The organism is Solitalea koreensis (assembly GCF_900182575.1).
In the GTDB taxonomy this organism is placed as follows: domain Bacteria; phylum Bacteroidota; class Bacteroidia; order Sphingobacteriales; family Sphingobacteriaceae; genus Solitalea; species Solitalea koreensis.
In genome coordinates this window covers 237,078-262,207 of record NZ_FXSZ01000002.1, presented here as the reverse complement: position 1 = coordinate 262,207, position 25,130 = coordinate 237,078, and the positions used below count along the sequence as shown (strand labels likewise).

Genomic DNA, 25,130 nt, shown 5'->3' with positions numbered 1-25,130 from the left:
ATCTATGAAAAAAAAACTCATTCTCATAAGCTTAATATTAGGTTCTTTAAATGTTCAGGCACAAGAAAATTATCAACCTTCTGCCGCAAATTTAGAAGCCAGGAAATGGTTTCATGATGCCAAATTCGGCATGTTTATTCATTGGGGAGCATCCAGTGTATTAGGTGATGGAGAATGGGTAATGAATAACCGAAATATTCATGTTGACGATTACACACATTTAAAAGACTTTTTTAACCCTCAGCAATTTGATGCTAAAAAATGGGTGGCTACTGCCAAAGGTGCAGGTATGAAATACATTACATTTATTACCAGGCATCATGATAGCTTTAGTAACTGGGACACCAAAGAGTCTGATTGGAAAATTACCAATACCCCATACGGAAAAGATGTTTTAAAGCAATTGGCCGATGAATGTCATAAAGAAGGAATAAAATTAGTGCTTTATTATTCGCTGCTAGACTGGTATCGTTCCGATTATCAGTATTGGACCGGTAGAACAGGAAAAGGAACAGGAAGAACTGAAATGGGTGATTGGAATAATTACATTAAGTTTATGAAAAACCAACTCACCGAATTATTGACCAATTATGGTGAAATTTCTGGTATTTGGTTCGACGGTCATTGGGATCAAACTGCACCTGAAGGGGAAAAGGACAGAAGTTCGCGACTGAATTGGCACTATGATGAGATTTACAGTCTGATTCACCGTTTACAACCACAATGTATGGTTGGCAATAATCATCATCTTTCCCCGTTACAAGGAGAAGATTTTCAAATGTTTGAACGGGATCTTCCAGGCGAAAATAAGTCAGGTTTGAGTTTTCAAAAAGCCTCTGATCAATTACCATTAGAAACCTGTGAAACCTTAAATGGCTCATGGGGCTATAATATTAAGGATACAAAGTATAAGTCGTCGCAACAGATAATTCACCTATTGGTAAATGCAGCAAGCTTAAATGCTAACCTTTTACTCAATATTGGCCCAATGCCTAATGGAACTATTCAGTCAGAGTTTGTAACCAGATTGGATAGCGTTGGAAAATGGATGGCGAAATATGGTCATACAGTTTACAACACTAACGGTAGTGCTATTAAAGCAAAACCATGGGGAGCTGTTACCGAAACAGATAAAGAAGTCTATTTGCATGTTTTCGATGCTAAAGCAACATCGATCACCATTGATAATTTTCCCTATAAAGTAGCTAAACTTTGTTCTTTGGTTGATAATAAGAATGTAAAATACAGCTTGAGCAAAGGCCAACTGAAAATTGATTTAGCAGGCCTAAATCGAGATGATTATGATACTGTTCTAAAACTGGATATAAAACGCAAATAAGTTCTATGAGAATCGATAGCCACCAGCATTTTTGGAAATATAACCAGGTAAGAGATGCCTGGATAACCGATGATATGAAGGTTATTCAGCGTGACTTTTTACCAGAAGATCTTGCTCCTGTATTTAAAGAAAATTATATTGATGGTTGTGTAGCCGTACAAGCCGACCAGTCAGAAGAAGAAACATATTTCTTATTGGATTTAGCAATCAAAAATGAGTTTATTAAGGGAGTTGTAGGATGGGTGGATTTAAGGGCTGATAACCTTGAAGAGCGTTTGATTTATTTTTCTAGTTACAAGAAACTTAAAGGTTTCAGGCATATTTTACAAGCCGAAGTGCAGGATGATTTTTTGTTAAAACCTGATTTTTGTAAAGGAATTTCAAAACTTAAGGAATTTGGTTTTACTTATGATCTATTGGTTGCACCTAAACATTTACCTTATGTTATTGAGTTTGTAAAACGGTTTCCTGATCAGCCGTTTGTGTTGGACCATTTAGCAAAACCATATATTAAGGATGGCAAAATTGAAGAATGGAAAAAAGACATACAGATTCTTGCACAGTATCCGAATCTATATTGCAAACTATCTGGAATGGTTACCGAGGCCGATTGGAACAATTGGAATGCACCTATATTTAAACCCTATATAGATACAGTTATTGAATGTTTCGGTGTAGAAAGAGTTATGTTTGGTAGTGATTGGCCAGTGAGCTTATTAGCAGCATCCTATAAGGAGTGTTGTGAAATTTTGGAACTGAACACAGCAGCGCTTTCGCAAAATGAAAAGGATAAATTATGGGGCATAAACGCTAATAACTTCTATTCACTCGAACATGAAAAAGTGTTAACAGTAACTGGTACCAATGTCTAATAAAAATCCATGAAAAAAAAATTATTACTAATTTTCTTAGTGTTATCCTTCTCTGTAAAGGCACAAAAGAAAAACATTAAGTCTTTTGGCCCTATACCGACAAAACAACAATTGGTATGGCATGACATGGAGTACTATTGGTTCATTCATTTTGGGCCTAACACCTTTACCGATAAAGAATGGGGTCATGGCGATGAACCCGAAGATGCATTCAATCCCACCCAGCTGGATTGCAAACAATGGGCAAGATTAGCCAAACAAGCCGGAGCAAAAGGCATTATCCTCACCGCTAAACATCATGACGGTTTTTGCTTGTGGCCTAGTAAGTATTCTAAACATACTGTAAGGGAAAGTAAATGGAAAAACGGCAAAGGGGATGTGGTAAAGGATTTATCGAAAGCTTGTAAAGAATATGGCTTAAAATTCGGCGTATACCTTTCTCCCTGGGATCGCAATCACCCGCAATACGGAACATCAGAATACAACCAGGTGTATGTAAACATGATGAAGGAGCTTATTTCCAATTACGGACCTTTCTTTGAATTTTGGTGGGATGGAGCTAATGGTGAAGGTCCGAACGGTAAGAAACAAGTTTACAACTGGGATCAGTTTAAAAAAACAATGCAAAAAGCAGCTCCCAATACGGTAGTATTTAGTGATATTGGTCCACACCTGCGTTGGGTTGGTAATGAAAAAGGAATCGCCGGTACAACTAACTGGAACTTATTGGATACGGCTGGCTATACTCCAGGCGCAGGATCTCCCTCAACTGCTGTTTTGAATGCCGGCAATGAAAATGGAAAAGTATGGATTCCGGCCGAATGTGACGTTAGCATACGCCCGGGCTGGTTTTATCATAAAGAGGAGGATAATAAAGTTAAAACTCCTGAACAGTTGTTTGATTTATATTTTAAATCAGTTGGTCGTGGTTCTTCTTTATTATTGAATATTGCACCGGATCGCAGAGGATTAATCCACGAAAATGACTCTATTGCATTGTTGGGCTTTAAAAAATTAAGAGAAGATAGCTTTAAGCAGAATTTGGCATTAAACGCCAAGTCGTTAATTGCTGATGGAAATAGCAAAACATTTGCAAGTCATTCGGATGAAAAGCAATCCCTTTTTCAAATTGATTTGAAGGCGACACAAAAGATTAACTGTGTGGTATTACAGGAACCTATTGCCTATGGACAACGTGTTAAAAAAGCAAAAGTACTTTTGTTGAAAGGTACCGAGGTTGTGAATGAAATTCCTTTAACTACCATTGGCCATAAAAGGATACTTACTTTCCCTACAACAGAAGTGACTGCCATTCGGTTGGTGGTCGAAGATGCAAAAGCAACTCCATTGATTAGTGAAGTAGGGGCTTATTTAATAGAGACAAAACTGACCGAAAACCTAACCAGTAATCAATCTAAACAATAATTAATCATGAAGAATATTTTATTCAGACTTTTCCTAGCTGTGCTGCTGGTTTTTCAGTTCAGCGGATTGCGTGCACAGGAAAAAGAGTTTCCTTACCACTGGCCTACGGATAATCTTGTAAGTCAAAAATTGAAACAATGGCAAGACTGGAAATTTGGTGTTATTATCCACTGGGGGCCATACAGTCAATGGGGGGTAGTGGAAAGCTGGAGTCTTTGTCCTGAAGATGAAGGATGGTGTGAGCGTCATGGTCCATATGCCCAAAATTATGATCAATATAAAAAGGCTTATGAAAACATTCGCTCCGAGTTTAATCCGGTACAATTTGATCCTCAGAAATGGGCGGTTGCAGCCAAAAATGCCGGGGTGAAATACGTGGTATTTACCACCAAACATCATGATGGTTTCTGTATGTACGACTCTAAGTATACAGATTATAAGATCACGGATAAAGGCAGCGTATTTAGCAAAAATCCCAAAAATAATGTAGCTAAGGAAGTATTCAGTGCTTTTAGAAATCAAGGATTGGGTATAGGAGCGTATTTTTCAAAACCCGACTGGCATAGTGAAAATTACTGGTGGCCATACTTCCCACCATTGGATCGTAATGTGAATTATGATCCGGCTAAATATCCTGAGCGTTGGAAGAATTTTCAGCAATATACCTACAACCAGATTGAAGAGTTGACCCAAGAATATGGTAGTTTAGATATACTTTGGTTAGATGGAGGTCAAGTTCGTCCAGCTTCGTCTTTAACTGAGGAAACAAAAGGATGGCTTGGGAAAAAACGTTGGATCCAAGATATTAATATGCCACGGATTGCTGAAATGGCAAGAAAAAATCAACCTGGAATATTAATGGTTGACAGAACTGTACATGGTGATTTCGAAAACTACCGTACGCCTGAACAGCAAATCCCAACAACGGTACCTGATTATCCATGGGAAAGCTGTATTACCCTCGGCAATAGCTGGTACCATACAGGTCCTAATGAGCAATACAAATCAGTGAACTGGGCTATTCATACACTCATTGAGATTGTGGCTAAAGGCGGAAATTTCCTGATGGGAATCGGCCCTGATAAAACCGGAAATCTGGCTCCTGAAGTTTACGATAGATTAAAAGGAATTGGAGTCTGGATGGATGTAAATAGTGAAGGTATTTACGCCTCTGCACCGTTAAAACCTTATCAATCGGCAAAATGGAGATTTACCAAAAGTACCAAGGGAAGTCAGGTATATGCTTTTTATTTAGCAGAAGAGAAAGAAAATGTACCGACTGAAGTAGTTTTACCTGCCCTACAACCTGAAAAATCGGCAAAAATTTACCTCTTAGGCTATACCAAACCTTTGAGTTGGAAAAACGGAAAACAAGGTATTCAAATTAATATACCTGCCCAAGCCTCTGAAAAATTGAAAGGGCAACCAGCATGGACTTTTAAAATAGAAAGATTAGCAGATAGTATTACAGCTACTATTAAATAAAGTTTGTTGAATGAAAATTAGTAGAATTGTTGCATTAATTGCTTTATTTTTCTGTACTGAATCCAGGCTTATTGCAAAAACAAATGATACGCTGCATGTGGTGACACACAATAAAACCACTATAGTTACAGATCCGACGCAGGGATTTAAATTATATAAAAAGTGGGGTGTGTTTCCTTCTGCGGACTTGCCAATTCGGAAAATTACCATGCATGTGAAATTTGCATGTCCTGATAGTATGCGTTGTGCCGATTGGGATTATTGTGATCGGATCAGTATTGCCCGTAAAGGAGGAGTGAAAGGAGCTACCCAAGACTATGAAATTGGTCGTATGCTTACGCCTTATGGTGGTGCGTTTGGAAAAGATTGGAAATTTAACTGGGAAGTAGACGTAACCGATTTTAGTCTATTGTTACGTGATAGCGTTGAAGTGGTATATAATCACACAGGCTACGAACCAAATACAGACAGAGGCTGGGCCATCACCATTGATTTTGAAATTATAAAAGGAAAGCCTGCTTTAGAACCAATATCTATTCAAAAAATTTACGATGGTAATTTTAGTTATGGTGATAGTACTAAATCAATCGAAGAGGCATTGAAACCGACTTCTTTTACTGCTAACACTAATACTACATTGGCTCGATTACGCATTGTACAAACCGGTCATGGAATGGATGATCCTGATGGTTGTGGTGAATTTTGCAGTAAATACAGGGAAATATGGTATGACGGTAAATTAATTGACTCCAGACCAATTTGGAAGAAGTGCGGCGACAATCCTTTATATCCCCAGGCAGGTACATGGGTGATTGATCGTGCCAATTGGTGTCCGGGTACCCTTATGCAGCCCGATCTGTTTGATCTTAATGTTCAATCGGGTACAATGCACACTATTCATACCAAGATGCAAAACTATGTTTCATCAAAACCGAGTGCTAATGAAACGATAAGTGCTTACCTGATTCAATACAAAAAGACATCAGCTCAAAATGATATTGCCATTGAAGATATAATTGCGCCATCTTCAAAATCTATCTACAAGCGACAAAATCCGGCAGCGGCTAATCCTCAGATTATCCTAAAGAATGTAGGAAATAATGAAATAAATAGCTTGTTAATTCACTATGGAACTCTTGGTTTTGAGAAAAAACAATTTCAATGGAGAGGGAAATTGGCATCCGGTAAAAAGGCAACTATTTTATTGCCTTCTATAATAGATGCGAAACCCGGAGGAAATCAGTTTCATGTTGAAATTCCAAAAGTCAACGGGAAGATTGACAAATTTACGCAAGACAACAGCTTGAACGTTTCTTTTTATTCAGCACCTGTACTTAGTAATACCTTGGTATTTTACCTGCTAACCAATAACCAGCCTGAGCAAAATGCCTATGTTTTGAAAAACAAAGAAGGTAAGATTATTCAGGAAAGAAAATTAGGCACTTTAAAAGCCAATACCACTTATCGGGATACTTTAAATTTAGCCTCAGGAGCCTACTCCTTGGAATTAATTGACACGGCTGGTAATGGATTGGAGTTTTGGTATAATGGCAAGGGCGGTAGAGGATCAGCTCGACTGATGAATGCTAATGGTGAAATGGTTAAGGCATTTGAATCGGATTGCGGACTTGGCTGGGTGTATAATTTTAAGGTTGGGCCGAAACCTGACAAGGTTAATCCGGAACAGTATTCAATTAGTTTATATCCGACTCGAACAAAGGATAAAACCACTCTTGATTATTTTGCCAATAAAACTCAGGATGTTTCAGTTCAAATCGTAACTGATCCGGATGCTAGGGTAGTTGAAGAGCATAAATATGGGCAGTTGAAAGAAGGAATATTTACCTATGATTTAAGCCGATTTCCTAAAGGCAGATTTTATTTAAAGGTTCTTATAAACGGACAGGAAAAATTCAACAAACGTATTCGTCTTAAAGAATAAGGATCATTATAAAAAGTATTTAATATGGATTTACACTTAGAAAATAAAGTGATAATAGTTAGCGGTGGAGCTAAAGGCATTGGCGAAGGTATAGCAAAAGTATTAGGAAAAGAGGGTGCTACTGCCGTAATTATTGGCCGGAATGAAAGCGATAACCAGCACACAGTTAATCAAATTATAACATCCGGCGGAAACGCTTTTCAGGTAACTGCTGAATTAACTATACCTAATGAATGCGAACGCGCTGTAAAAGAAGTGATTGGAAAATTTGGACGGATTGATGGGGTAGTAAACAATGCTGGTGTGAATGACGGTGTGAATTTAGAAAACGGTTCTTACAAAGCCTTCATGGCTTCACTGCATAAAAACTTAGTGCATTATTATTTGATTGCCCAGTATGCATTGCCTGAATTGATTAAATCAAAAGGATCAATCGTAAACATCGGTTCCAAAACAGCAGAAACCGGTCAGGGAGGAACATCAGCTTATGCTGCCGCTAATGGTGGACGTAATGCGCTAACCAGAGAATGGGCTGTTGAATTATTGAAATATGGAATTCGGGTCAATGCAGTAATAGTTGCTGAATGTTATACACCCTTATATGAAAAATGGATTCAAACTTTACCAAACCCTGAAGAAACGTTATTACAGGTTACTGCAAAAATCCCTTTCGAGCATAGAATGACCACGGCAGAAGAAATTGCTAATATGGTAGCTTTCCTTTTATCTGAAAAATCAAGTCACACCACAGGTCAATTGATTCATGTAGACGGGGGATATGTGCATTTGGATAGAGCGATTGGGTAGCGATAAAATAATTGGTGGTCAGTTTGAACGGAGTCGAAAACTTATTACAAAAATGCTTCTACTCTGCACAGTGTGACATACTTCTATTAAATCGAACAACAAGTTAAGTGAATACATTCTAAGAAATAACAATATGAAATATAATTCTATGAAAAGAATAATGTTGATACTGTGTGGGCTGAGTTTTGCAAGTACGCAAGGTATGGCTCAACAAAAAATTAATCAGGATTCCATCCGTCAAAAGATGCAATGGTTTGCCGATGCTAAGTTGGGTATATTTATTCATTGGGGTATTTATTCAGTAAATGGTGTTGATGAAAGCTGGAGTTTTCATAACAAAAAAATCAGTTATGCTGACTATATGAATCAAATGAAGGGGTTTACTGCCAAAAATTATAACCCACAACAATGGGCCGATTTAATAAAAGAAAGTGGTGCGAGGTATTCGGTTATTACAACAAAACACCATGATGGTGTAGCGTTGTGGCCTACTAAAGAAAACCATTTTAGTGTTGTAAAAAATACTCCTGCCCAAAGAGACCTATTAAAGCCTTTTTATGAAGCCTTAGATAAAAATGGGATTAAACGTGGAGCTTATTTTTCTTTGATTGACTGGAGTCATCCTGATTACCCGGGATTTTTAAAAGACAGCAGCCGCTATAAAGTTGCTGACAATCCTCAAAAATGGCAACGTTTTCAGCGTTTCTTCCAAAATCAAATTAATGAAATCAATAAGGCATATAAACCTGACTTATGGTGGTTCGATGGTGATTGGGAACACAGTGCTGACGAATGGCAGAGCAAAACGGTAAGAGCCAATATTTTGAATTTGAAACCTGGTGCCATCATTAACGGCCGTTTACAAGGTTACGGTGATTATGAAACACCAGAACAAAATTTCCCGGTTACGAAACCAAAGTTTAACTGGTGGGAATTATGCATGACCACTAATAATAATTGGGGTTATCATCCTGATGATACCAATTATAAAACACCTTTCGAAGTAATTACCATTTTTGCGGATGCAATTAGCAATGGAGGTAATCTTTTATTGGATATCGGACCAAAAGAAGATGGTACTATTCCTGCCGAACAAGTGCATATACTGAAAGAGTTAGGAAAGTGGAATAAAAAACACGAAGAAGCCATCTTCGGCACTCTAGCAGGATTGCCACAAGGCCATTTTTACGGTCCTTCTACTATATCAAAAGATTCCACTACTATTTATCTTTTTCTGCCAGGTCAAACTGTAGGTAATATTATGTTAAAAGGGCTTGATAATACCATCAAAGACATACAGGTAGTTGGAACAAACGAGCACTTACAACACAAAATTGTTGGTAAAGTATCTTGGAGTCCTATTCCCGGCTTGGTATTTATAAATGTACCTGAAAAAGCAAAAGATCCATACATGACGGTTGTGAAGCTGAAATTAGATAAGCCAGTAAAATTATACCGTGGTCGTGGTGGTTTGAGTTAATTAATTTATTGAACTGCAAGTTATTATATTGAATGGCTTGCAGTTATTTTTTATAAGAGTTTCAAGTTGTTTAAAAATTTGATATTCGCGATGATTTTTTTAAAATGAAAATAGCCTTATTTGTTCCTTGTTACGTTGACCAGTTTTATCCGAATGTGGGCATTGCTACATTACAGTTATTGGAAAAACTGGGCGTTGAGGTGGATTTCCCAATGGAACAAACCTGCTGTGGCCAACCGATGGCTAATACAGGTTTCGAAAAAGATTCTATACCGGTTTACAACCACTTTGTAAAAACATTTACCGGTTACGATTACATTGTTACTCCATCCGGAAGTTGTGCATATCATGTGAAAAAACATTATAATATTATAGAGCAAACAACGGCTGTAAAAGAGGTGAGAAGCAAAACCATTGAGCTGGTTTCTTTTATTACAGATGTGTTGAAGGTAAAAGAACTTCCGGTAACCTTTCCTTATAAAGTTGGATTGCATGTAAGTTGCCATGGACAAAGAGGATTGAAAAATGCAACGGCTTCTGAAATAACCCCAGATCATGATGGACTTGTTTTAAGCTTATTGAAAAATATAAAAGGTATCGATTTAACAGTATTAAACAGAAATGATGAGTGCTGTGGTTTTGGCGGGTCGTTTTGTGTAAGCGAAGAAGCCGTATCGGCAAAAATGGGAATAGACCGCGTGAACGATCATGTGAAAAATGGAACCCAGGTTTTAACAGGTGCTGATATGAGTTGCCTCATGCATCTGGAAGGTATAGTAAGAAGAGAGAAATTGGCAATGAAAGTGATGCACATCGCTGAAATTTTAAATGGGAACAAAGTATGAGCCACTCAAAAAAAGCCTCAATTTTTAACAAAGATATAGAGCGTACTACCTGGCATGATGAAACTCTTTGGTTTGTAAGACAGAAAAGAGATAAAATGGCATATGTCATTCCTGAGTTTCAGCAATTGCGAGACTTGGCTTCACAAATAAAAGAGCATACACTTAGTCAACTGGATGAATATCTTTTAGAATTTGAACGTAATGCTCTTAAGAATGGCGTGCATGTTCATTGGGCGGCTGATGCAAAGGAGCATAATGAAATTGTGTTGAAAATTTTAAAAAAACACAAGGCAAAGAAAATTGTGAAGAGTAAATCCATGCTGACGGAGGAATGTCATCTCAATCCATTTTTGCAACAGCATGCTATTAAAGTAGTGGATACAGACCTGGGGGAACGCATTATTCAATTACGCGATGAAGCTCCAAGTCATATTGTATTACCTGCAATTCATTTAAAGAAAGAAGATGTAGGCGAAACGTTTCACCAACATTTAAATACACCCAAAGGAGAAAAAGATCCTCAGCGGTTAACCGAAGCTGCCAGACAGCATTTGCGCGAAAAATTTGTGCAAGCTGATGCGGCACTTACCGGGGTAAACTTCGCCATTGCTGAAACAGGAAGTGTTGTAGTTTGTACCAACGAAGGGAATGCTGACCTGGGCGTGAATTTGGCAAAAGTGCATATTGCCTGCATGGGTTTTGAAAAAATCATTCCAAGGTTTAATGATTTATCAGTCTTTACCAGACTACTGGCAAGAAGCGCCACTGGACAACCCATTACCACTTATACTTCTCATTTTACAAAACCTCGACCGGGTGCAGAGATGCATGTTGTAATTGTAGATAATGGGCGTACTCAACAGTTAGGAAGGGAAGATTTTTACAACTCTCTTAAGTGTATTCGTTGCGGAGCCTGTATGAATACCTGTCCTGTGTATCGACGCAGTGGGGGGCACAGCTATAATTTTACCGTTCCTGGGCCAATAGGTTCCATACTATCACCAAATCTTGATTTAAAAAAACACAGTTCATTACCATTTGCCTCTACATTATGTGGTAGTTGCACAGAAGTTTGTCCTGTGAAAATTGATATTCATGTTCAGTTGTATAAATGGCGGCAACAAATTGGTGAAAGTAATGCACTTCCAATGTCGAAAAAATTAAGCATGAAAGTGATGTCAAAAGTCCTGGCCTCCAGCAAACTTTTCTCTTTCAGCGGAAAAATGGGAAGAACGATGATAAAATGGTTACCCTACTCTATGACTCATAACAAGAGTGTTAATCCATGGGCAAAGGCAAGGGAGTTACCAGAAGTGCCTGAACACAGTTTTCGTGAATGGTATAAACAAAACAAATAATGAGTGCTAAAGAAAAAATTATATCAGCTATAAAACAAAATAAACCGGGTGCAAAAGAACTTCCGGTGATTCCGGTATTTAATGCTGAAGAGAATACAATAGAAACGTTTAAGCAATCGGTGAAAACGATAGGTGGGGAGGTAATAGAATTAGCTTCGCTGGCAGAAATTGATGTATGGCTAGAAAAAAAGTTCTCTACAGCCGAAAATATAGTTTCAGCAATTGTTTCTTCCTCGGTTACGATTAGTGAATCCAGTTCAACAGAACTATTGGAAAAGACAGATGTAGCAATTTTACAAGGTGAATGGGGCGTTGCTGAAAATGGAGCTATATGGTTGCCTGAACAAAACATGTTGAACAGAGCATTACCATTTATTACCCAACATTTGATGTTAGTGTTGAACATTGAAAATATTGTAACCAACATGCATGTGGCCTATGAAAATATTTCATCGGGTGCTTATGGTGTATTTATCGCCGGCCCATCAAAAACAGCCGACATTGAACAATCTTTGGTGATTGGCGCGCACGGCGCCAGAAGCTTAACAGTTGTGTTGTTAAAAAGAGCCTGTTAACTTAGAATTCTAGAAAGCGTAAGGTTAGGGAATTATTCCATATAGACTTTTGGAAAGTCGATAGAGTAATTATTCAACTTGAATTAAACTAAAACTATCTAATAGATCTTAAATTAAAAATATTATTTCACAATTTTAAGCCAGATGAGGAGAAAACTGAGCTAAAATACCTCTTGGAAATTTAAAGTAGAATCTGCTTGAACCCTTTCCAAAAACATAGTCTTCTACGATGATACTCGTAAAAATTCCACTACTATAAGAATAATAAGATATTTAATTTAACTATATTATACTCAAGCAACTTTACCTCAAAGTGCAACATATTTTTAAAATTAAAAATCAATTGAGTAGTATGAAAAGCTTGATTGTATCCCATTTTTTTTTAACATTCTGCGCTGTATTTATCAGCCTAAGTGTATCTGCTCAACAGAAGGTCATAATTTATAAAACCCACAAAATTGATACGGCCAAAGAAGATTTTGTTGTACGCATGAATAAAATTGGAAAAGCAGAGGCTAAAAGAAATGATTCATTGTATAGGGCTCGCAAAACTGAGCTTAAACAGGATGAATTAATGGAAAGCATTAAGAAAACTACCCAAAAGGCAAAGGATTATTTAGCATTAGGTATTGATACACTTGAAATAGATACCGAATTAACTAGAGTTAAAAAGTGGTCTAAACTAGCAGGTGAAGGGGTTTTTACGAATAAAGGAACATCGCAAACTTACAGAAACTTAGCAAGCACCTCCAATATACTGCAGGTTTTGCAAAACAAAATAAATAGCAACAAAAAAAAGGTAGATAACTACCTAAAAGACTTGATTGATTTCAGATATCAGTTGGATTCACTTAACAGTAATTCGGCCTTATATGTATTTCCTGCTGATTCTGCATTATTGATCAAGTATTTGCAAAGGCTCGGCGTTGCTGCTAAGGAGATTGGTCCTACCGATTCACTTTTAAGACAAGCCATGTTAAATGTTCAAGTCTTACAAACGCAATTGAACCTAGAAATGGTTAACTTGAATTCGGGTCTGGATCAGATTGAGATGTATCAAAAGGAGATTTCAGATAAAGCTATAGACCGTGAATATCCTGATATCTGGGCGCCTGTAAAGTTAAATCGTCCGTTTAAAGAGATCGTAGATTTTTCTAATTCCAAAAACAAACTGAACCTTTTGTTCTATACGCAGGATCATTTAGATGAAATCATCATTCTATTCTTATTGATTCTGGCTTCAACTTTATATTTAATCTCTCTGAAGAAAAAATATATTCAAAGACAGTTATTACATGCCAATTATAATGGTCAATTGGTATTGCGATATCCCTTTCTTTCGGCTGTGGTGATTGTGCTAAATCTCTTTCAGTTTATTTTTCCAACTCCGCCATTTGTTTTTAATGCGTTGTTTTGGATTTTTTCGGCCATTGCTATCACCATAATCTTCCATAAGTTCATAACAAAACACTGGATGCAGGTATGGCTCCTGATGTTTATGTTGTTCTTGTTTGCCTGCGTCAATAATTTAATATTGCAGGAATCACGGACAGAACGTTGGGGCATGCTGGTGCTTGCCGGCATAGGGGTATTGGCAGGTTTGTTTGCCCTGCTCAGAAACCGAAGGAAAGAGTTAAGGGAGCGTTGGGTTATCTATTTTATAGTATTTGTGATTATACTGGAAACCGCCTCCATCATTTTCAACATTTATGGAAGATATAATTTTTCCAAAACTTTAGTTACCAGCGGTTATTTCAGCTTTGTTATCGCCATTTTGTTTTTTGGAACGATAAGACTAATTAATGAAGGGCTTTCCCTGGCGTCAAACATTTATACCCAACAAGACAATATACTTCACCTTGATTATAAGCGAATTAGAGCAAAGGCACCGGCCTTATTTTACATAGGTTTAATAATCGGTTGGTTTATATTATTCGGTCGCAATTTCTATGCATTTAAATTAATTACCGAACCTTTACTGTATTTTTTGATTCTGGAAAGAAAAGTTGGTGATTACACTTTCACCATTAATAATTTGCTCTCATTTGTTCTTATTTTAAGCATTTCGGTAATCGTTTCAAGGGTTGTTTCATTTTTTGCTTCAGAACCGAACCCTAGTATTGATGACGAAGAACGTGAGATCAAAGTCGGATTAGGCAGCTGGTTGCTCCTCATTCGTATCGGAATTATCAGTATCGGAATGTTTCTGGCTATAGCTGCTGCCGGAATTCCAATGGATAAGGTTTCTATTATATTGGGTGCACTAGGTGTGGGTGTTGGCTTTGGGTTGCAAACGCTGGTTAATAACCTGATAAGCGGGTTGATCGTAGCTTTTGAGAAGCCTTTTAATGTGGGAGATGTTATAGAAATAGCCGGGCAGCTAGGAACGATGAAGTCAATAGGCTTTCGCAGCAGTATAATTGACACATGGAACGGAGGAGAAGTGATAATGCCCAATGGTGATTTGTTGAATGCTCATTTAATAAACTGGACATTATCGGATTTAAAAAAAAGGATGGAAATAATGTTGGGTGTGCTCTATGGGACCGATTTAGAAAAGACCAAACAATTACTACTTGATTCCATTAATGCTGATGAACGGATTTTGAAACTGCCAGAACCAACTGTATTGTTTCAGGATTTTGGTGAAAGTTCAATTAGCATTCAAGTGCATTTTTGGGTGGGGAATTTCAATGACGGAATAATTTTGAAGAGCGATATGCTGATGGCTATTGATAAGGTACTGCGAGAAAATGAAATAGTCATCTCCTATACGACACCAGAACAGGAGGACGATAACGTGTTTAATGAAGATGAACAAAAAGGGGAAAATGAAGACGAAAATCTGCAATAAGTTAATCAAATAGATATATTACACTTAACCATTTTTTATACTGCAATCTATTGGGCTAAATGAACTTCCTCCATTCATTTTGCTATTTTAGATTCCGGCCTTGCTTGTCGGGTTAGCAAGCCTGTTATTATAAGGTGACTTTCGTTTATACAAGCGCCAATTGTGTAGAGAAGCCATTAGTTAAAACTATATTATGAAAAAAAAATTACTAGTATTAATCTGCCTTGGTGTTAATCTTATAGTACATGCGCAACAAAAGCCTAACATTATCATTATTTATGCAGATGATTTGGGATATGGTGACTTAAGTTGTTATGGCATGTCAAAAATTAAAACTCCAAATATTGACAAACTTGCTAAACAGGGCATTCGGTTTACTAATGCACATAGCACTTCAGCTACTTGTACACCTTCACGATTTGGGTTATTGACCGGCAAATCTCCATGGAAACAAAATGGTACAGGCATTGCCCCCGGTGATGCATCGCTGATTATACCTACTGATAAACCAACCTTACCTTCCATGCTTCAAAACGCGGGTTATACTACTGCTGTAATAGGAAAATGGCATTTAGGATTAGGTACAAATGGTATTGATTGGAATTCGGAAATAAAACCCGGACCTAAAGAAGTTGGGTTTAATTATTCTTTTATCATGCCAGCTACACTGGATAGGGTACCTTGTGTGTATGTAGAAAATGGTCGAGTGTTAAATTTAGACCCCACCGATCCCATTGCTGTTAACTACAAAAAAAAAATTGGAAATGACCCAACAGGTAAAGAAAATCCTGAACTATTACGAATGAAACCTGATGTAAGACAGGGGCATAATCAAACAATAATAGATAGTATTAGCCGAATTGGATGGATGAGTGGTGGTCATAGTGCCTATTGGAAAGATGAAAATATTGCAAGTGAAATTACCAACAAGGCAATCACTTTTATTTCAAATAATACTACCAAACCCTTTTTTCTCTATTTCGCCAGTGGCGATATACATGTGCCTCGTTATCCGAATAGCATGTTTAGAGGTAAAAGTGGTATGGGGTTAAGGGGCGATGCTATACTTCAGTTGGACTGGACAGTTGGTAAATTGATCAATGCTCTAGATAGCCTACATCTCGCTCAAAATACCATGATCATTTTTAGCAGCGACAATGGTCCGGTTGTAAATGACGGCTACTTTGATCAATCAGTTGAACTGCTTGGTGACCATAAGCCTGCTGGTCCTTTAAGGGGAGGAAAGTATAGCATTTTTGACGCAGGTACAAGGGTCCCTTTTATTGTTAAATGGCCTGAAAAAGTAAAGGCAAATAAAACTACTGATGTTTTAATAAGCCAAATTGATTTATTTGCTTCGTTGGCCAAATTAACAGGACAGCCTTTAGGTGATATAGCTGCTCCCGACAGTTTTGATATGCTTGCGCAGCTATTGGGGAAATCCAAAGAAAACCGATCATACCTGTTAGAGCAAGGTGGTCCTTTATCAATCATCAAAGGAAAATGGAAATATATTGAACCTTCAAAAGGACCACGCTATAGTGACGTAGTCAATATTGAATATGGCAATGATTCATTCGCTCAATTATATGATCTGAGTAATGATATTGGTGAAACTAAAAATCTAGCTCTCCAATATCCAGACATTGTGAAAGAACTAGCAACATTGCTTAAAACAAACCGAGAAGTCGAGAGAACACGATTTTAAATGAATGAACTGGTGGTTAGAATGAAAGCCTGTAAAATATTGTACAGGCTTTTGTTATTTCGTAATACAACCATTACACGGTTTAATTTAAAAAAGCTGTGTGATACTTTAGCTTTCGAAATATAATTCTTTAACCTTCTCCTGGATCCAACTTTCTTCTGCTTGATCGGGTATATACATGTTCTTTGTAGTTAACTGAATACCTAACAAGTCGTAAAATACAATATCGTATAAATTTGTTCCAGCATGATATATCGTCTGTTTAATTTCAAAGGTAAATTGGGCGGGCAATATTGAATTCGTTAGCATTTTTGTAAAATTTAAGGTTATAAAAATATTCACTAGCGCTAAGCTCAATTACGCCTTGAAAAAATCATGCCTGTTGTGTTGGGTTGTCCTGAGGTAGAAAGCGTTACAGCCTAATTTATTGTTAAGCGTTTGTGCTCTTTAAATTTCCCACCAGGTACTATTGGTATAATGTTCCGTAATTGTAACAGGCTCTCCAATCATAGGAGTTATAATGTCGACATTCTTTTCTGCAGCAATTTTTGTGATTCTTTTAATGGGCTCATCCCAATCGTGATAGGCCAATGCAAACTTAGCCCAATGTACAGGAAGTAATACTTTCGCATTCAAATCAATACTTGCTTGTACTGTTTCTTCTGGTGCCATATGAATAAAGGGCCATGCAGTATTATACTGACCACATTCAAGAACAGCTAAATCAAATGGACCGTATTGTTGTCCGATTTTTTTGAAATGTGTATCATAACCTGAATCACCGCCCAGGTAAATGTTATAACCAAAAATATTGAGAACGAATGAAGCCCAAAGTGATTCTCCACGTTTTAATCCTCTACCAGAAAAATGGCGTGCCGGAGTAGCTATGATTTCAATTTCATTATTCATCTTAGAGCTATTCCACCAATCTAATTCTGTAATTTTTTCCTCTTTAATTATGCACCTTTCCAGATCATTTCCTACTCCGAGTGGTGTATAAATAGCATTGACTTTATGCTTTAATTCTTTAACTGTTTTTTTATCAAGATGATCATAGTGGTTGTGTGTAATAATTAACAGATCAATTTGTGGTAAATCTTCTACAGAATAAGCATTTGATCCGGGAAAAGCTTTAATCAAAAAGGGCATCGGAGAAGCACTTCCACTGAATACAGGATCGACCAAAATATTTACTCCCTTTATATGCATAAGATAAGATGAATGCCCAAACCATATAATTACCGGTTTTTCAGAACAGATCGATTTTAAATCTGTTTTTACATTTGGAAGTGGCTTTGGAGGAGAGACTGACTTAGGCCTGTTAAAAAAAAATTTCATCGTTTCAATGAACGAAACATCACTCGACATAACTGATGTATGAGATAAATTTTGAAATGAGCCGTTCTTATAATTCGGAGATTGATTTATTTTTTCCCATTTCTTATTCAATAGAGTTTGCTTATTCATCCTAGTGTTTATTCGTTGCCATCAAAACTAATTATACGTTGCAAAAACTTTGGCAATTATTTAGAATAAATTGATTTTCTATTTATTCATGCCAATAAAGTAAATGGGAAAGGATCATCAGGCAATCTTTCTATTCGCGTGGATTTTTATTAGTAAAGAAATGATTTTGCATTTATTTAATTATCAAATAAATACCATTTAAATTGACATATATTTGGAGTTTCATATGAGGCCTATTAATTTGTTTTACGATGAAAATAGCACAAATTGCTCCTTTGTATGAATCGATTCCACCAAAATTCTACGGAGGAACTGAACGAGTAGTTTCTTACCTAACGGAAGAACTTGTGAGGCAAGGCCATGAAGTAACCTTATTCGCATCTGGTGATTCTATAACTAACGCAGAGTTAATTTCTATATGTGATAAGTCTTTAAGATTAAGTGATTGTGTAGACCATCTTTCGTATCACTTTGTGCAAATGCAAGAAGTAATTGAACAAGCTCAGCGCTTTGATGTTTTACATTTTCACACCGATTATTTGCATTTTCCAATATCAAAGTTGTTAAAATACCCATGTATAACAACTTTACACGGTCGACTTGACCTTCCTGATTTACAATTTTTATATAAAAAGTTTAGCGATATCCCGTTAATATCCATTTCTAATCATCAACGTCTTCCTTTACCGTTTGTAAATTGGCGCAACACTGTTTATCATGGAATTCCTAAAGATTTTTATTCATTAAATAACAATGAAGGGAAATACTTTGCATTTCTTGGAAGAATTTCTCCCGAAAAAAGAGTTGATACCGCAATTGAAATAGCAAAGAAAGCCGGTATTAAAATTAAAATTGCAGCAAAAATTGATAAAGTTGATCAATTATATTTCGACGAAAAGATTAAGCATTTGTTTGACGATCCACTAGTTGAATACATTGGTGAAATAAATGAATTTGAAAAGAGAGCATTTTTAGCAAATGCTCTTGCTTTATTATTTCCTATTGATTGGCCCGAACCTTTTGGTTTAGTTATGATTGAAGCTATGGCAAATGGTACTCCGGTTATTGCGTTTAATAGAGGTGCTGTTCAAGAGGTGGTTGATCATGGCATTAACGGATTTATTGTAAGGGATGTTAATGAAGCCCTTAAAGCGCTGAATAAGCTCCATCTAATTAATAGAAAAAAATGCAGGGAAGTTTTCGATATTCGGTTTAGTTCAGAGATTATGGCCAAGAATTATGTTCGTAATTATGAACAAATTATTGAACATAACGCTCCAAAATTACGATACATACCAAATCCCGACAGAGTTTGGATTTCGGGGCCACCAGACGAACTAAATGGTGATTTAGTATAATTTAAACTTTTAAAATCAGTAGAAACTTCTAACTTTAATAGGAACTAATTTAATTGGATTATGAGCGCGGATGCAATTATTCAAGTTGAAAATAAGTTCTATGTTTCTGCAAATTCTACATATGCAGACGACCGAACAAGAGTACTAAACCATATTGATACATTCGGAATTTTTGATCGTTGGGGTGATATTAAACAGTTAGGCGAAGAGATACAAGGAATTTATCACGAAGGCACTCGTTATATAAGTGATATTGAATTCAGAATTAATAATTCCAGGCCTCTTTTATTAAGTTCAGCAATTAAAGAACAGAACGAAATACTTTCTGTCGACTTAACCAATCAACTAATAGAATTTTCCGAAAAAGAAAACAAGCCATTAATACCAAAAGGAATATTGCATATCCGTAGGCGAAAGTTTGTTCGCAACGGAGCATGTTATGGATTGATTGAATTTGAAAATTATGGAACAGAAAAGTATGATTTTGATGCATCTATTTATTTCCAAGCTGATTTTAAGGATATTTTTGAAGTTCGCGGTATCAAAAGGGCAAGAAGAGGCGAAATTTTTGAAATTAAACATTTAACTGATAAGAGCATAAGTATTAAATATAAAGGCTTGGATAATATCGTTCGGGAAACCGAAATAATTTTGGATCAAAAACCTGATGATTGGGAACATCAAACTAAAGGAGTTTTTCATCTTTCTCTTGAACCTCATGCCGGTTTTGTTCTTGAATATTCACTTCATTTTAAAATCGGTAATCATTCAAGTAAAAATATGACTTTTGCTGGTGCAAAAAATCAAATTGTTAAAGAGTTAACTCAATCCAATGGACTATTTGCTAGGGTTTATACAGCAAATGAACAATTTAATCATTGGATAAACCGATCACAAGCAGATTTATTATCCCTTTTGGCCAAAACACCGCATGGATTGTATCCTTATGCCGGTGTGCCTTGGTATAATACAGCTTTTGGAAGAGATGGGATTATTACCGCTCTCGAAACACTATGGATAGCGCCAACTATTGCCAAAGATGTGCTTCAATTTCTGGCAAAAAACCAAGCAGTAAAATTGAATGCCTTTCAGGATGCTGAACCAGGAAAAATTCTTCACGAAACCAGGGGAGGGGAACTAGTAGAGTGCAATGAAATACCATTTAAACAATATTATGGTTCTGTTGATTCCACTCCGCTTTTCCTTGTACTGTGCGGAGCCTATTATCAACGTACTGCAGACTTGAAATTTATTAAACAACTATGGCCATATATTGAATTAGCGTTGGAGTGGATGGATAAATATGGTGACATTAATAAAGATGGTTTTGTTGAATACCAACATAAAAGTGTAAATGGATTATTTAATCAAGGCTGGAAAGATTCACATGATTCTATTTCTGATGAAATTGGAAACATAGCGGAGCCGCCTATCGCCCTTTGCGAGGTACAAGGTTACATCTATGACGCAAAAAATAAGATTAGTCAACTAGCGGAAGTGCTTGGGAAAAAAGAGCTAGCTGAACGACTGCACACAGAAGCAGAACAATTAAAAATCAAATTCAATAAACTTTTCTGGGATGAGAAACTAAATAGTTATGTATTAGCGATCGACGGTAATAAAAATTCATGCAGGGTTTTATCATCAAATGCAGGTCATTGTCTTTTTAGCGGTATAGCCGATAGCGATAAGGCAGCAAAACTTGTAAAAACGTTGTTGGGTGAAAATATGTTTAGTGGATGGGGAATACGTACATTGGCCTCTAATGAAGTGCGTTATAACCCAATGTCATATCATAATGGTTCTGTTTGGCCACATGATGTAGCTATAATTGCAAGTGGTTTTTCAAAATATGGTTTTCGAGAAGAAGCCATGCAACTAACAGGCGCATTATTCGACGCCTCATTATTCATCGATTTACAACGTTTACCTGAACTATTTTGTGGTTTCGAAAAAAGAAAAGGTGAGGGTCCGACGGCCTATCCGGTGGCGTGTTCTCCCCAAGCTTGGTCGGTAGGCGCGGTATTCTTGCTGCTTGAAGCTTGTCTGCATATGGAGATTGATGCCGTGCACAAAATGATGACATTTAAGAGTCCTATACTCCCCAATTATTTAGATAGCATTGTTATTGACGATTTAATATTGGGTGATAACGAACATACTTCTTTTGAAATACATCGTTATAAAGGTCATACCGTTATCAATGTAAAAGATAAACCGGTTAATTGGAAAATTTTCACCATTAAATAAGTTATAATTGACTAAAAATAAAGCTCCTTTTAATTTGGAGCTTTATTTTTTAACGATTTTCCAAGAAGTAGTAATATTTAGATATTTCGAGTTGAGAATAACCAAGAGAAGTTGATGCTGGTAGCTCAGCTTGCTCAATTCCTGAAGTCCGCAGGGCAGGAAACTGGTTTACTCAATCCTTATTTTAATTAGATAAACCCCTTTTAAAAGGGGTTTATCTTTTCTCTTACTTACCACTACCGATATGTTGTTGGATAAGGTTGGTATGTCAGTGTTGGGTAATATCCTAAGAGAATATATATCATGAGATTTCCATGCCAGTTTCATGGAGGATTGAAATTAAACGCTTTGCAAGCTAATAAACTGATTTTAAAGTTAATGAGAATAAAATTATGTGGAATAATGATGCAATATTTACCCATTTTTGATGAACAATATCACCAAATCGAATTCAGATATCAGCTTGATAATGGAGGTCTACCAACCAATTTTGGTTTTGGTAAGAAATGAAGTTATTCCTTTTTTAAAATCTTCAGTTTCTCTAATTTTTGCATTCATTTCAGTAGCCCAATTCAATGCATCATCAAAAGGCATTTCCTGAATAGTTCTTATTAACTCTTTGGTAAAAGCTATGGATGTTGAAGATGTCTCTACAATCAATTGAGTTGCGAACTCATTTACCTTATTCGAAAGTTTTGTATGTTCTATTATAAAGTTTACTAAACCAAACTCTTTAGCCTCTTCTGACTTAATTAAGCGGCCTGTAAGTAGTAGATCACGTGCTATACGTTCTCCTAATCGTTTAATTGCAAATAATGAAACGATTGCAGGCACAAATCCGATTTTTACTTCAGTATATCCAAATTGAGCATCAGGTACAGCAAAAACAAAATCACAGACTGATACTAAACCGCAACCACCTGCAATTGCATGGCCTTGAACTTCAGCAATTACAATCTTTGATGAATTATACACACAAACAAATAAATCCTTTAGTTTGGTTGTATCTTCCAGGTTTTCTTGGTAAGAGTTGGTTTGTAGTTGTTGTAAATAGTTAAGATCAGCGCCGGCACTAAAAACCTCCCCTTCGGCTGCCAAGACAATAACCTTTACCGAATTATCACCATTAGCCTGGGAAAAAGCGTTCATTAATTCGGCAATTAATACAGGACTCAAGGCGTTACGCTTTTCAGGACGATTGATAGTTATCCTGGCAATACGGTTTTCTACGGTATACTTAATTAATTTTTCCATCTATAATGAAATTACTAAAGCGTTTGAATTATGCATTGAATGATACTTAACTCCAGTGTTATTACTTCCGTCAATCATCGATTGAGCTAAATAATTCGGTACGGATTCGCCAATTATCAATTGCTTAAAATTGAACATTTCTTGTAATTGAGCAAACTTTACTTTTGGTTTTCCGTCGATAAATATATAATCGGCAGTAAGTTTTTTTGACGGTTTAAAGCATGTAAACGTTGAATCAATAACAACAATCCGTTGAGTATAAAACGCTATATAATTTTTCTGTTTATTAAAATGTGACCCTTGGTAGTTGTTTGGCAAGCGAATAATATGCTTAACCCGGCTACTATCCAAACCCGGTTTTATTGAATAGTTAAAGATTGATTGTGTAGCATTTGAAAACAACATAACACTTTGTCCATCAACAAAACCAATGGAAGTGTTTTTTCCGCCAGCATAAATTATGATTTTTCGCTGTTGCAATGAATTGAATTCTTTGATTCCATACGATATAATCAGAACTGGTATCAAAGCTAAGCTAACTATTATTAATATTTTTTGCTTATATGTAAATACTAAAATGATAAATAACAATAATAAACTTGTAATAACAAATTCCCCAAAGTTTATCCAGATACCATCAAATATTGAAAACGGCAAATGACTTATTTTTAATAAAATATGGTCCATACCATTAATTAGCCAAGCAATGATTTTGCCCGCAAAAGAAGCTAACGATTGGAAAGGAGAAATGACGAGTAAAAATATTCCGGCATATAATATTATAGTTGCAAGTGGAACGATAATAAGGTTGGCAATTAAAAAATAATTAGGGAACTGATGAAAATAATAGATAGAGAGGGGAAAGGTTGCTACCTGTGCCGCTATGGAAACCGAAGTCATTATCCAGAAATAATCAAGTATTTTATTTTTAATGACAATTAATCCATAGAGTTGAGGCTGCAGGTATACTATTCCAAGAACAGCTACATAGGAGAGTTCAAATCCTACATCAAACAATAAATACGGATTGAAAAGTGTAAGGAAAAAAATGGAAACAGCAATCGTATTGTAAATATTTGTGTATCGATTAAAGCCATCGGCTATCACGACCATACTAATCATAAATGCAGATCGACACACAGCTGGCGACAAACCGGTAATCATAGCATAAAACCAGATTAAAGCTAATACCAATACTGCCTTTATTATTTTACCATTTCGGTAACGCTCCATCCATTTTAAAAAAAAATTAATAACCAGGTAAATTAATGCCACATGTAAACCAGATACCGAAAGAATATGGACAGTTCCTGTATTTGTAAATGCTTGCACAATATCAGGACCTAAATCAGCTCGATAACCCAATAAAAAAGCACTTAACATCGCTGCATGTTCTTTGCCGGGTATATAAGTATTGAACGTTTGAACACATACTTTCCTGATAAGTATCGACCACTTAATTAGTATATTCCCGTTATTATCCGCAATACATAAATGTTCATTAGCAAATAAACGATAATGAATATTTTGATGTGCTAAATAACGTTTATAATTGAACTCTGCAGGATTTCTTGGGGCATTTATTTCTTTGTAATCTGCTGAAACTAAAAACTGGTCTCCATAAGAAATGATCTTTTTTGAATCCCTGAAGGTTACTAAAAGATTGCCTGAACAATTTTCAAAATTAGTACTATCCACCATCGCTATAACTTTAGCCTTAAACCTTATGTGACCATTTTTAATAATCGGATCGTCATTTACTTCAATAAGTAAATACTTTGCTTTCGAACTACTAAAATGATCCGCTCTACTTAATTCATTATGAAAATGCATTATGGCCATTCCTGATAAAAAGAAGGCAATTGTCAGTGTAAAGCCTTTATAACTACGAAATTTAGATGTATTAATTTTTCGATTTAGAAAGGTAACGGTAGTTAAATAAATAACTGATAAACCTATTATAATCAAAGCTATGGTGTTACTTAGTTGAATATATGATTCAACTACAATTCCTATAATGAATGGTATTAAAATTCGTATAAATACTATTTGACGAGTTTCAAGGCGGAGGCTACTCATTGTATACTGATTAAATTTTTACCCAAACTACA

18 protein-coding genes are annotated in these 25,130 nt (G+C 36.2%); 14 read left to right on the top strand and 4 right to left on the bottom strand.

The window, feature by feature from the left end; all coding sequences use genetic code 11:
* The first annotated feature begins 4 nt into the window (after positions 1-4).
* From FN756_RS04240 to FN756_RS04185, 12 genes are all read left to right on the top strand, one after another.
* Positions 5-1,339 carry an alpha-L-fucosidase gene (locus FN756_RS04240; protein WP_142601762.1) on the top strand — a complete coding sequence of 445 codons (1,335 nt, stop codon included), beginning with the start codon at positions 5-7 and terminating at the stop codon, positions 1,337-1,339.
* A 5-nt stretch (positions 1,340-1,344) separates the two neighbouring features.
* Positions 1,345-2,211 carry an amidohydrolase family protein gene (locus FN756_RS04235; protein WP_142601760.1) on the top strand — a complete coding sequence of 289 codons (867 nt, stop codon included), beginning with the start codon at positions 1,345-1,347 and terminating at the stop codon, positions 2,209-2,211.
* A 9-nt stretch (positions 2,212-2,220) separates the two neighbouring features.
* Entirely contained in the window at positions 2,221-3,636 is a 1,416-nt protein-coding gene (locus FN756_RS04230) for an alpha-L-fucosidase (RefSeq protein WP_142601758.1), read from the top strand.
* A 6-nt stretch (positions 3,637-3,642) separates the two neighbouring features.
* A complete protein-coding gene (locus FN756_RS04225; RefSeq protein WP_142601756.1) occupies positions 3,643-5,121 on the top strand; it encodes an alpha-L-fucosidase in 1,479 nt (492 codons plus the stop codon).
* 10 nt (positions 5,122-5,131) lie between these two features.
* A complete protein-coding gene (locus tag FN756_RS04220; RefSeq protein WP_142601754.1) occupies positions 5,132-7,063 on the top strand; it encodes a peptide-N-glycosidase F-related protein in 1,932 nt (643 codons plus the stop codon).
* 24 nt (positions 7,064-7,087) lie between these two features.
* Complete coding sequence (locus FN756_RS04215; protein WP_142601752.1) at positions 7,088-7,870, top strand: L-fucose dehydrogenase; 783 nt, start codon at positions 7,088-7,090, stop codon at positions 7,868-7,870.
* 148 nt (positions 7,871-8,018) lie between these two features.
* Positions 8,019-9,350: an alpha-L-fucosidase gene (locus tag FN756_RS04210; protein WP_142601751.1), complete on the top strand. Its 1,332-nt coding sequence runs from the start codon at positions 8,019-8,021 to the stop codon at positions 9,348-9,350.
* A gap of 104 nt (positions 9,351-9,454) precedes the next feature.
* Positions 9,455-10,195, top strand: a complete 741-nt coding sequence (locus FN756_RS04205) for a (Fe-S)-binding protein (RefSeq protein ID WP_142601749.1) — start codon at positions 9,455-9,457, stop codon at positions 10,193-10,195.
* Entirely contained in the window at positions 10,192-11,553 is a 1,362-nt protein-coding gene (locus FN756_RS04200) for a LutB/LldF family L-lactate oxidation iron-sulfur protein (protein WP_142601748.1), read from the top strand. The genes FN756_RS04205 and FN756_RS04200 overlap by 4 nt, the downstream gene beginning before the upstream one ends.
* Positions 11,553-12,128: a LutC/YkgG family protein gene (locus FN756_RS04195; protein ID WP_142601746.1), complete on the top strand. Its 576-nt coding sequence runs from the start codon at positions 11,553-11,555 to the stop codon at positions 12,126-12,128. The genes FN756_RS04200 and FN756_RS04195 overlap by 1 nt, the downstream gene beginning before the upstream one ends.
* Positions 12,129-12,480: 352 nt before the next feature.
* A complete protein-coding gene (locus FN756_RS04190; RefSeq protein WP_142601744.1) occupies positions 12,481-14,982 on the top strand; it encodes a mechanosensitive ion channel domain-containing protein in 2,502 nt (833 codons plus the stop codon).
* Positions 14,983-15,175: 193 nt separating this feature from the next.
* Positions 15,176-16,690, top strand: coding sequence for a sulfatase family protein (locus FN756_RS04185; protein ID WP_142601742.1), 1,515 nt, complete (start codon positions 15,176-15,178; stop codon positions 16,688-16,690).
* Between the two features lie 108 nt (positions 16,691-16,798).
* Here the strand turns inward: FN756_RS04185 and FN756_RS04180 are convergent, their stop codons facing one another.
* Positions 16,799-16,999, bottom strand: a complete 201-nt coding sequence (locus FN756_RS04180) for a hypothetical protein (RefSeq protein ID WP_142601740.1) — start codon at positions 16,997-16,999, stop codon at positions 16,799-16,801.
* Positions 17,000-17,137: 138 nt separating this feature from the next.
* Positions 17,138-18,028 (bottom strand): MBL fold metallo-hydrolase, encoded by an 891-nt coding sequence (locus tag FN756_RS04175; protein WP_246085421.1) that lies wholly within the window; start codon positions 18,026-18,028, stop codon positions 17,138-17,140.
* 380 nt (positions 18,029-18,408) lie between these two features.
* Between FN756_RS04175 and FN756_RS04170 the strand changes: the two genes are divergently transcribed.
* Both FN756_RS04170 and FN756_RS04165 read left to right on the top strand, forming a co-directional pair.
* Positions 18,409-19,515: a glycosyltransferase family 4 protein gene (locus tag FN756_RS04170; protein WP_142601736.1), complete on the top strand. Its 1,107-nt coding sequence runs from the start codon at positions 18,409-18,411 to the stop codon at positions 19,513-19,515.
* Positions 19,516-19,575: 60 nt separating this feature from the next.
* The gene (locus tag FN756_RS04165) at positions 19,576-21,765 is read left to right on the top strand and encodes an amylo-alpha-1,6-glucosidase (protein ID WP_142601735.1); all 2,190 of its coding nucleotides are present in this window, start codon (positions 19,576-19,578) and stop codon (positions 21,763-21,765) included.
* 477 nt (positions 21,766-22,242) lie between these two features.
* Here the strand turns inward: FN756_RS04165 and FN756_RS04160 are convergent, their stop codons facing one another.
* On the bottom strand, positions 22,243-23,019 hold the full coding sequence (locus FN756_RS04160) for an enoyl-CoA hydratase/isomerase family protein (RefSeq protein WP_142601733.1): 777 nt from the start codon (positions 23,017-23,019) through the stop codon (positions 22,243-22,245).
* Complete coding sequence (locus FN756_RS04155; RefSeq protein ID WP_142601731.1) at positions 23,020-25,098, bottom strand: ComEC/Rec2 family competence protein; 2,079 nt, start codon at positions 25,096-25,098, stop codon at positions 23,020-23,022.
* Positions 25,099-25,130 lie beyond the last annotated feature (32 nt).

Coding starts and splice junctions, on each gene's coding strand:
- FN756_RS04240 (WP_142601762.1), top strand. CDS start 5: ATGAAAAAAAAACTCATTCTCATAAGCTTAATATTAGGTTCTTTAAAT.
- FN756_RS04235 (WP_142601760.1), top strand. CDS start 1,345: ATGAGAATCGATAGCCACCAGCATTTTTGGAAATATAACCAGGTAAGA.
- FN756_RS04230 (WP_142601758.1), top strand. CDS start 2,221: ATGAAAAAAAAATTATTACTAATTTTCTTAGTGTTATCCTTCTCTGTA.
- FN756_RS04225 (WP_142601756.1), top strand. CDS start 3,643: ATGAAGAATATTTTATTCAGACTTTTCCTAGCTGTGCTGCTGGTTTTT.
- FN756_RS04220 (WP_142601754.1), top strand. CDS start 5,132: ATGAAAATTAGTAGAATTGTTGCATTAATTGCTTTATTTTTCTGTACT.
- FN756_RS04215 (WP_142601752.1), top strand. CDS start 7,088: ATGGATTTACACTTAGAAAATAAAGTGATAATAGTTAGCGGTGGAGCT.
- FN756_RS04210 (WP_142601751.1), top strand. CDS start 8,019: ATGAAAAGAATAATGTTGATACTGTGTGGGCTGAGTTTTGCAAGTACG.
- FN756_RS04205 (WP_142601749.1), top strand. CDS start 9,455: ATGAAAATAGCCTTATTTGTTCCTTGTTACGTTGACCAGTTTTATCCG.
- FN756_RS04200 (WP_142601748.1), top strand. CDS start 10,192: ATGAGCCACTCAAAAAAAGCCTCAATTTTTAACAAAGATATAGAGCGT.
- FN756_RS04195 (WP_142601746.1), top strand. CDS start 11,553: ATGAGTGCTAAAGAAAAAATTATATCAGCTATAAAACAAAATAAACCG.
- FN756_RS04190 (WP_142601744.1), top strand. CDS start 12,481: ATGAAAAGCTTGATTGTATCCCATTTTTTTTTAACATTCTGCGCTGTA.
- FN756_RS04185 (WP_142601742.1), top strand. CDS start 15,176: ATGAAAAAAAAATTACTAGTATTAATCTGCCTTGGTGTTAATCTTATA.
- FN756_RS04180 (WP_142601740.1), bottom strand. CDS start 16,999: ATGCTAACGAATTCAATATTGCCCGCCCAATTTACCTTTGAAATTAAA.
- FN756_RS04175 (WP_246085421.1), bottom strand. CDS start 18,028: ATGAAATTTTTTTTTAACAGGCCTAAGTCAGTCTCTCCTCCAAAGCCA.
- FN756_RS04170 (WP_142601736.1), top strand. CDS start 18,409: ATGAAAATAGCACAAATTGCTCCTTTGTATGAATCGATTCCACCAAAA.
- FN756_RS04165 (WP_142601735.1), top strand. CDS start 19,576: ATGAGCGCGGATGCAATTATTCAAGTTGAAAATAAGTTCTATGTTTCT.
- FN756_RS04160 (WP_142601733.1), bottom strand. CDS start 23,019: ATGGAAAAATTAATTAAGTATACCGTAGAAAACCGTATTGCCAGGATA.
- FN756_RS04155 (WP_142601731.1), bottom strand. CDS start 25,098: ATGAGTAGCCTCCGCCTTGAAACTCGTCAAATAGTATTTATACGAATT.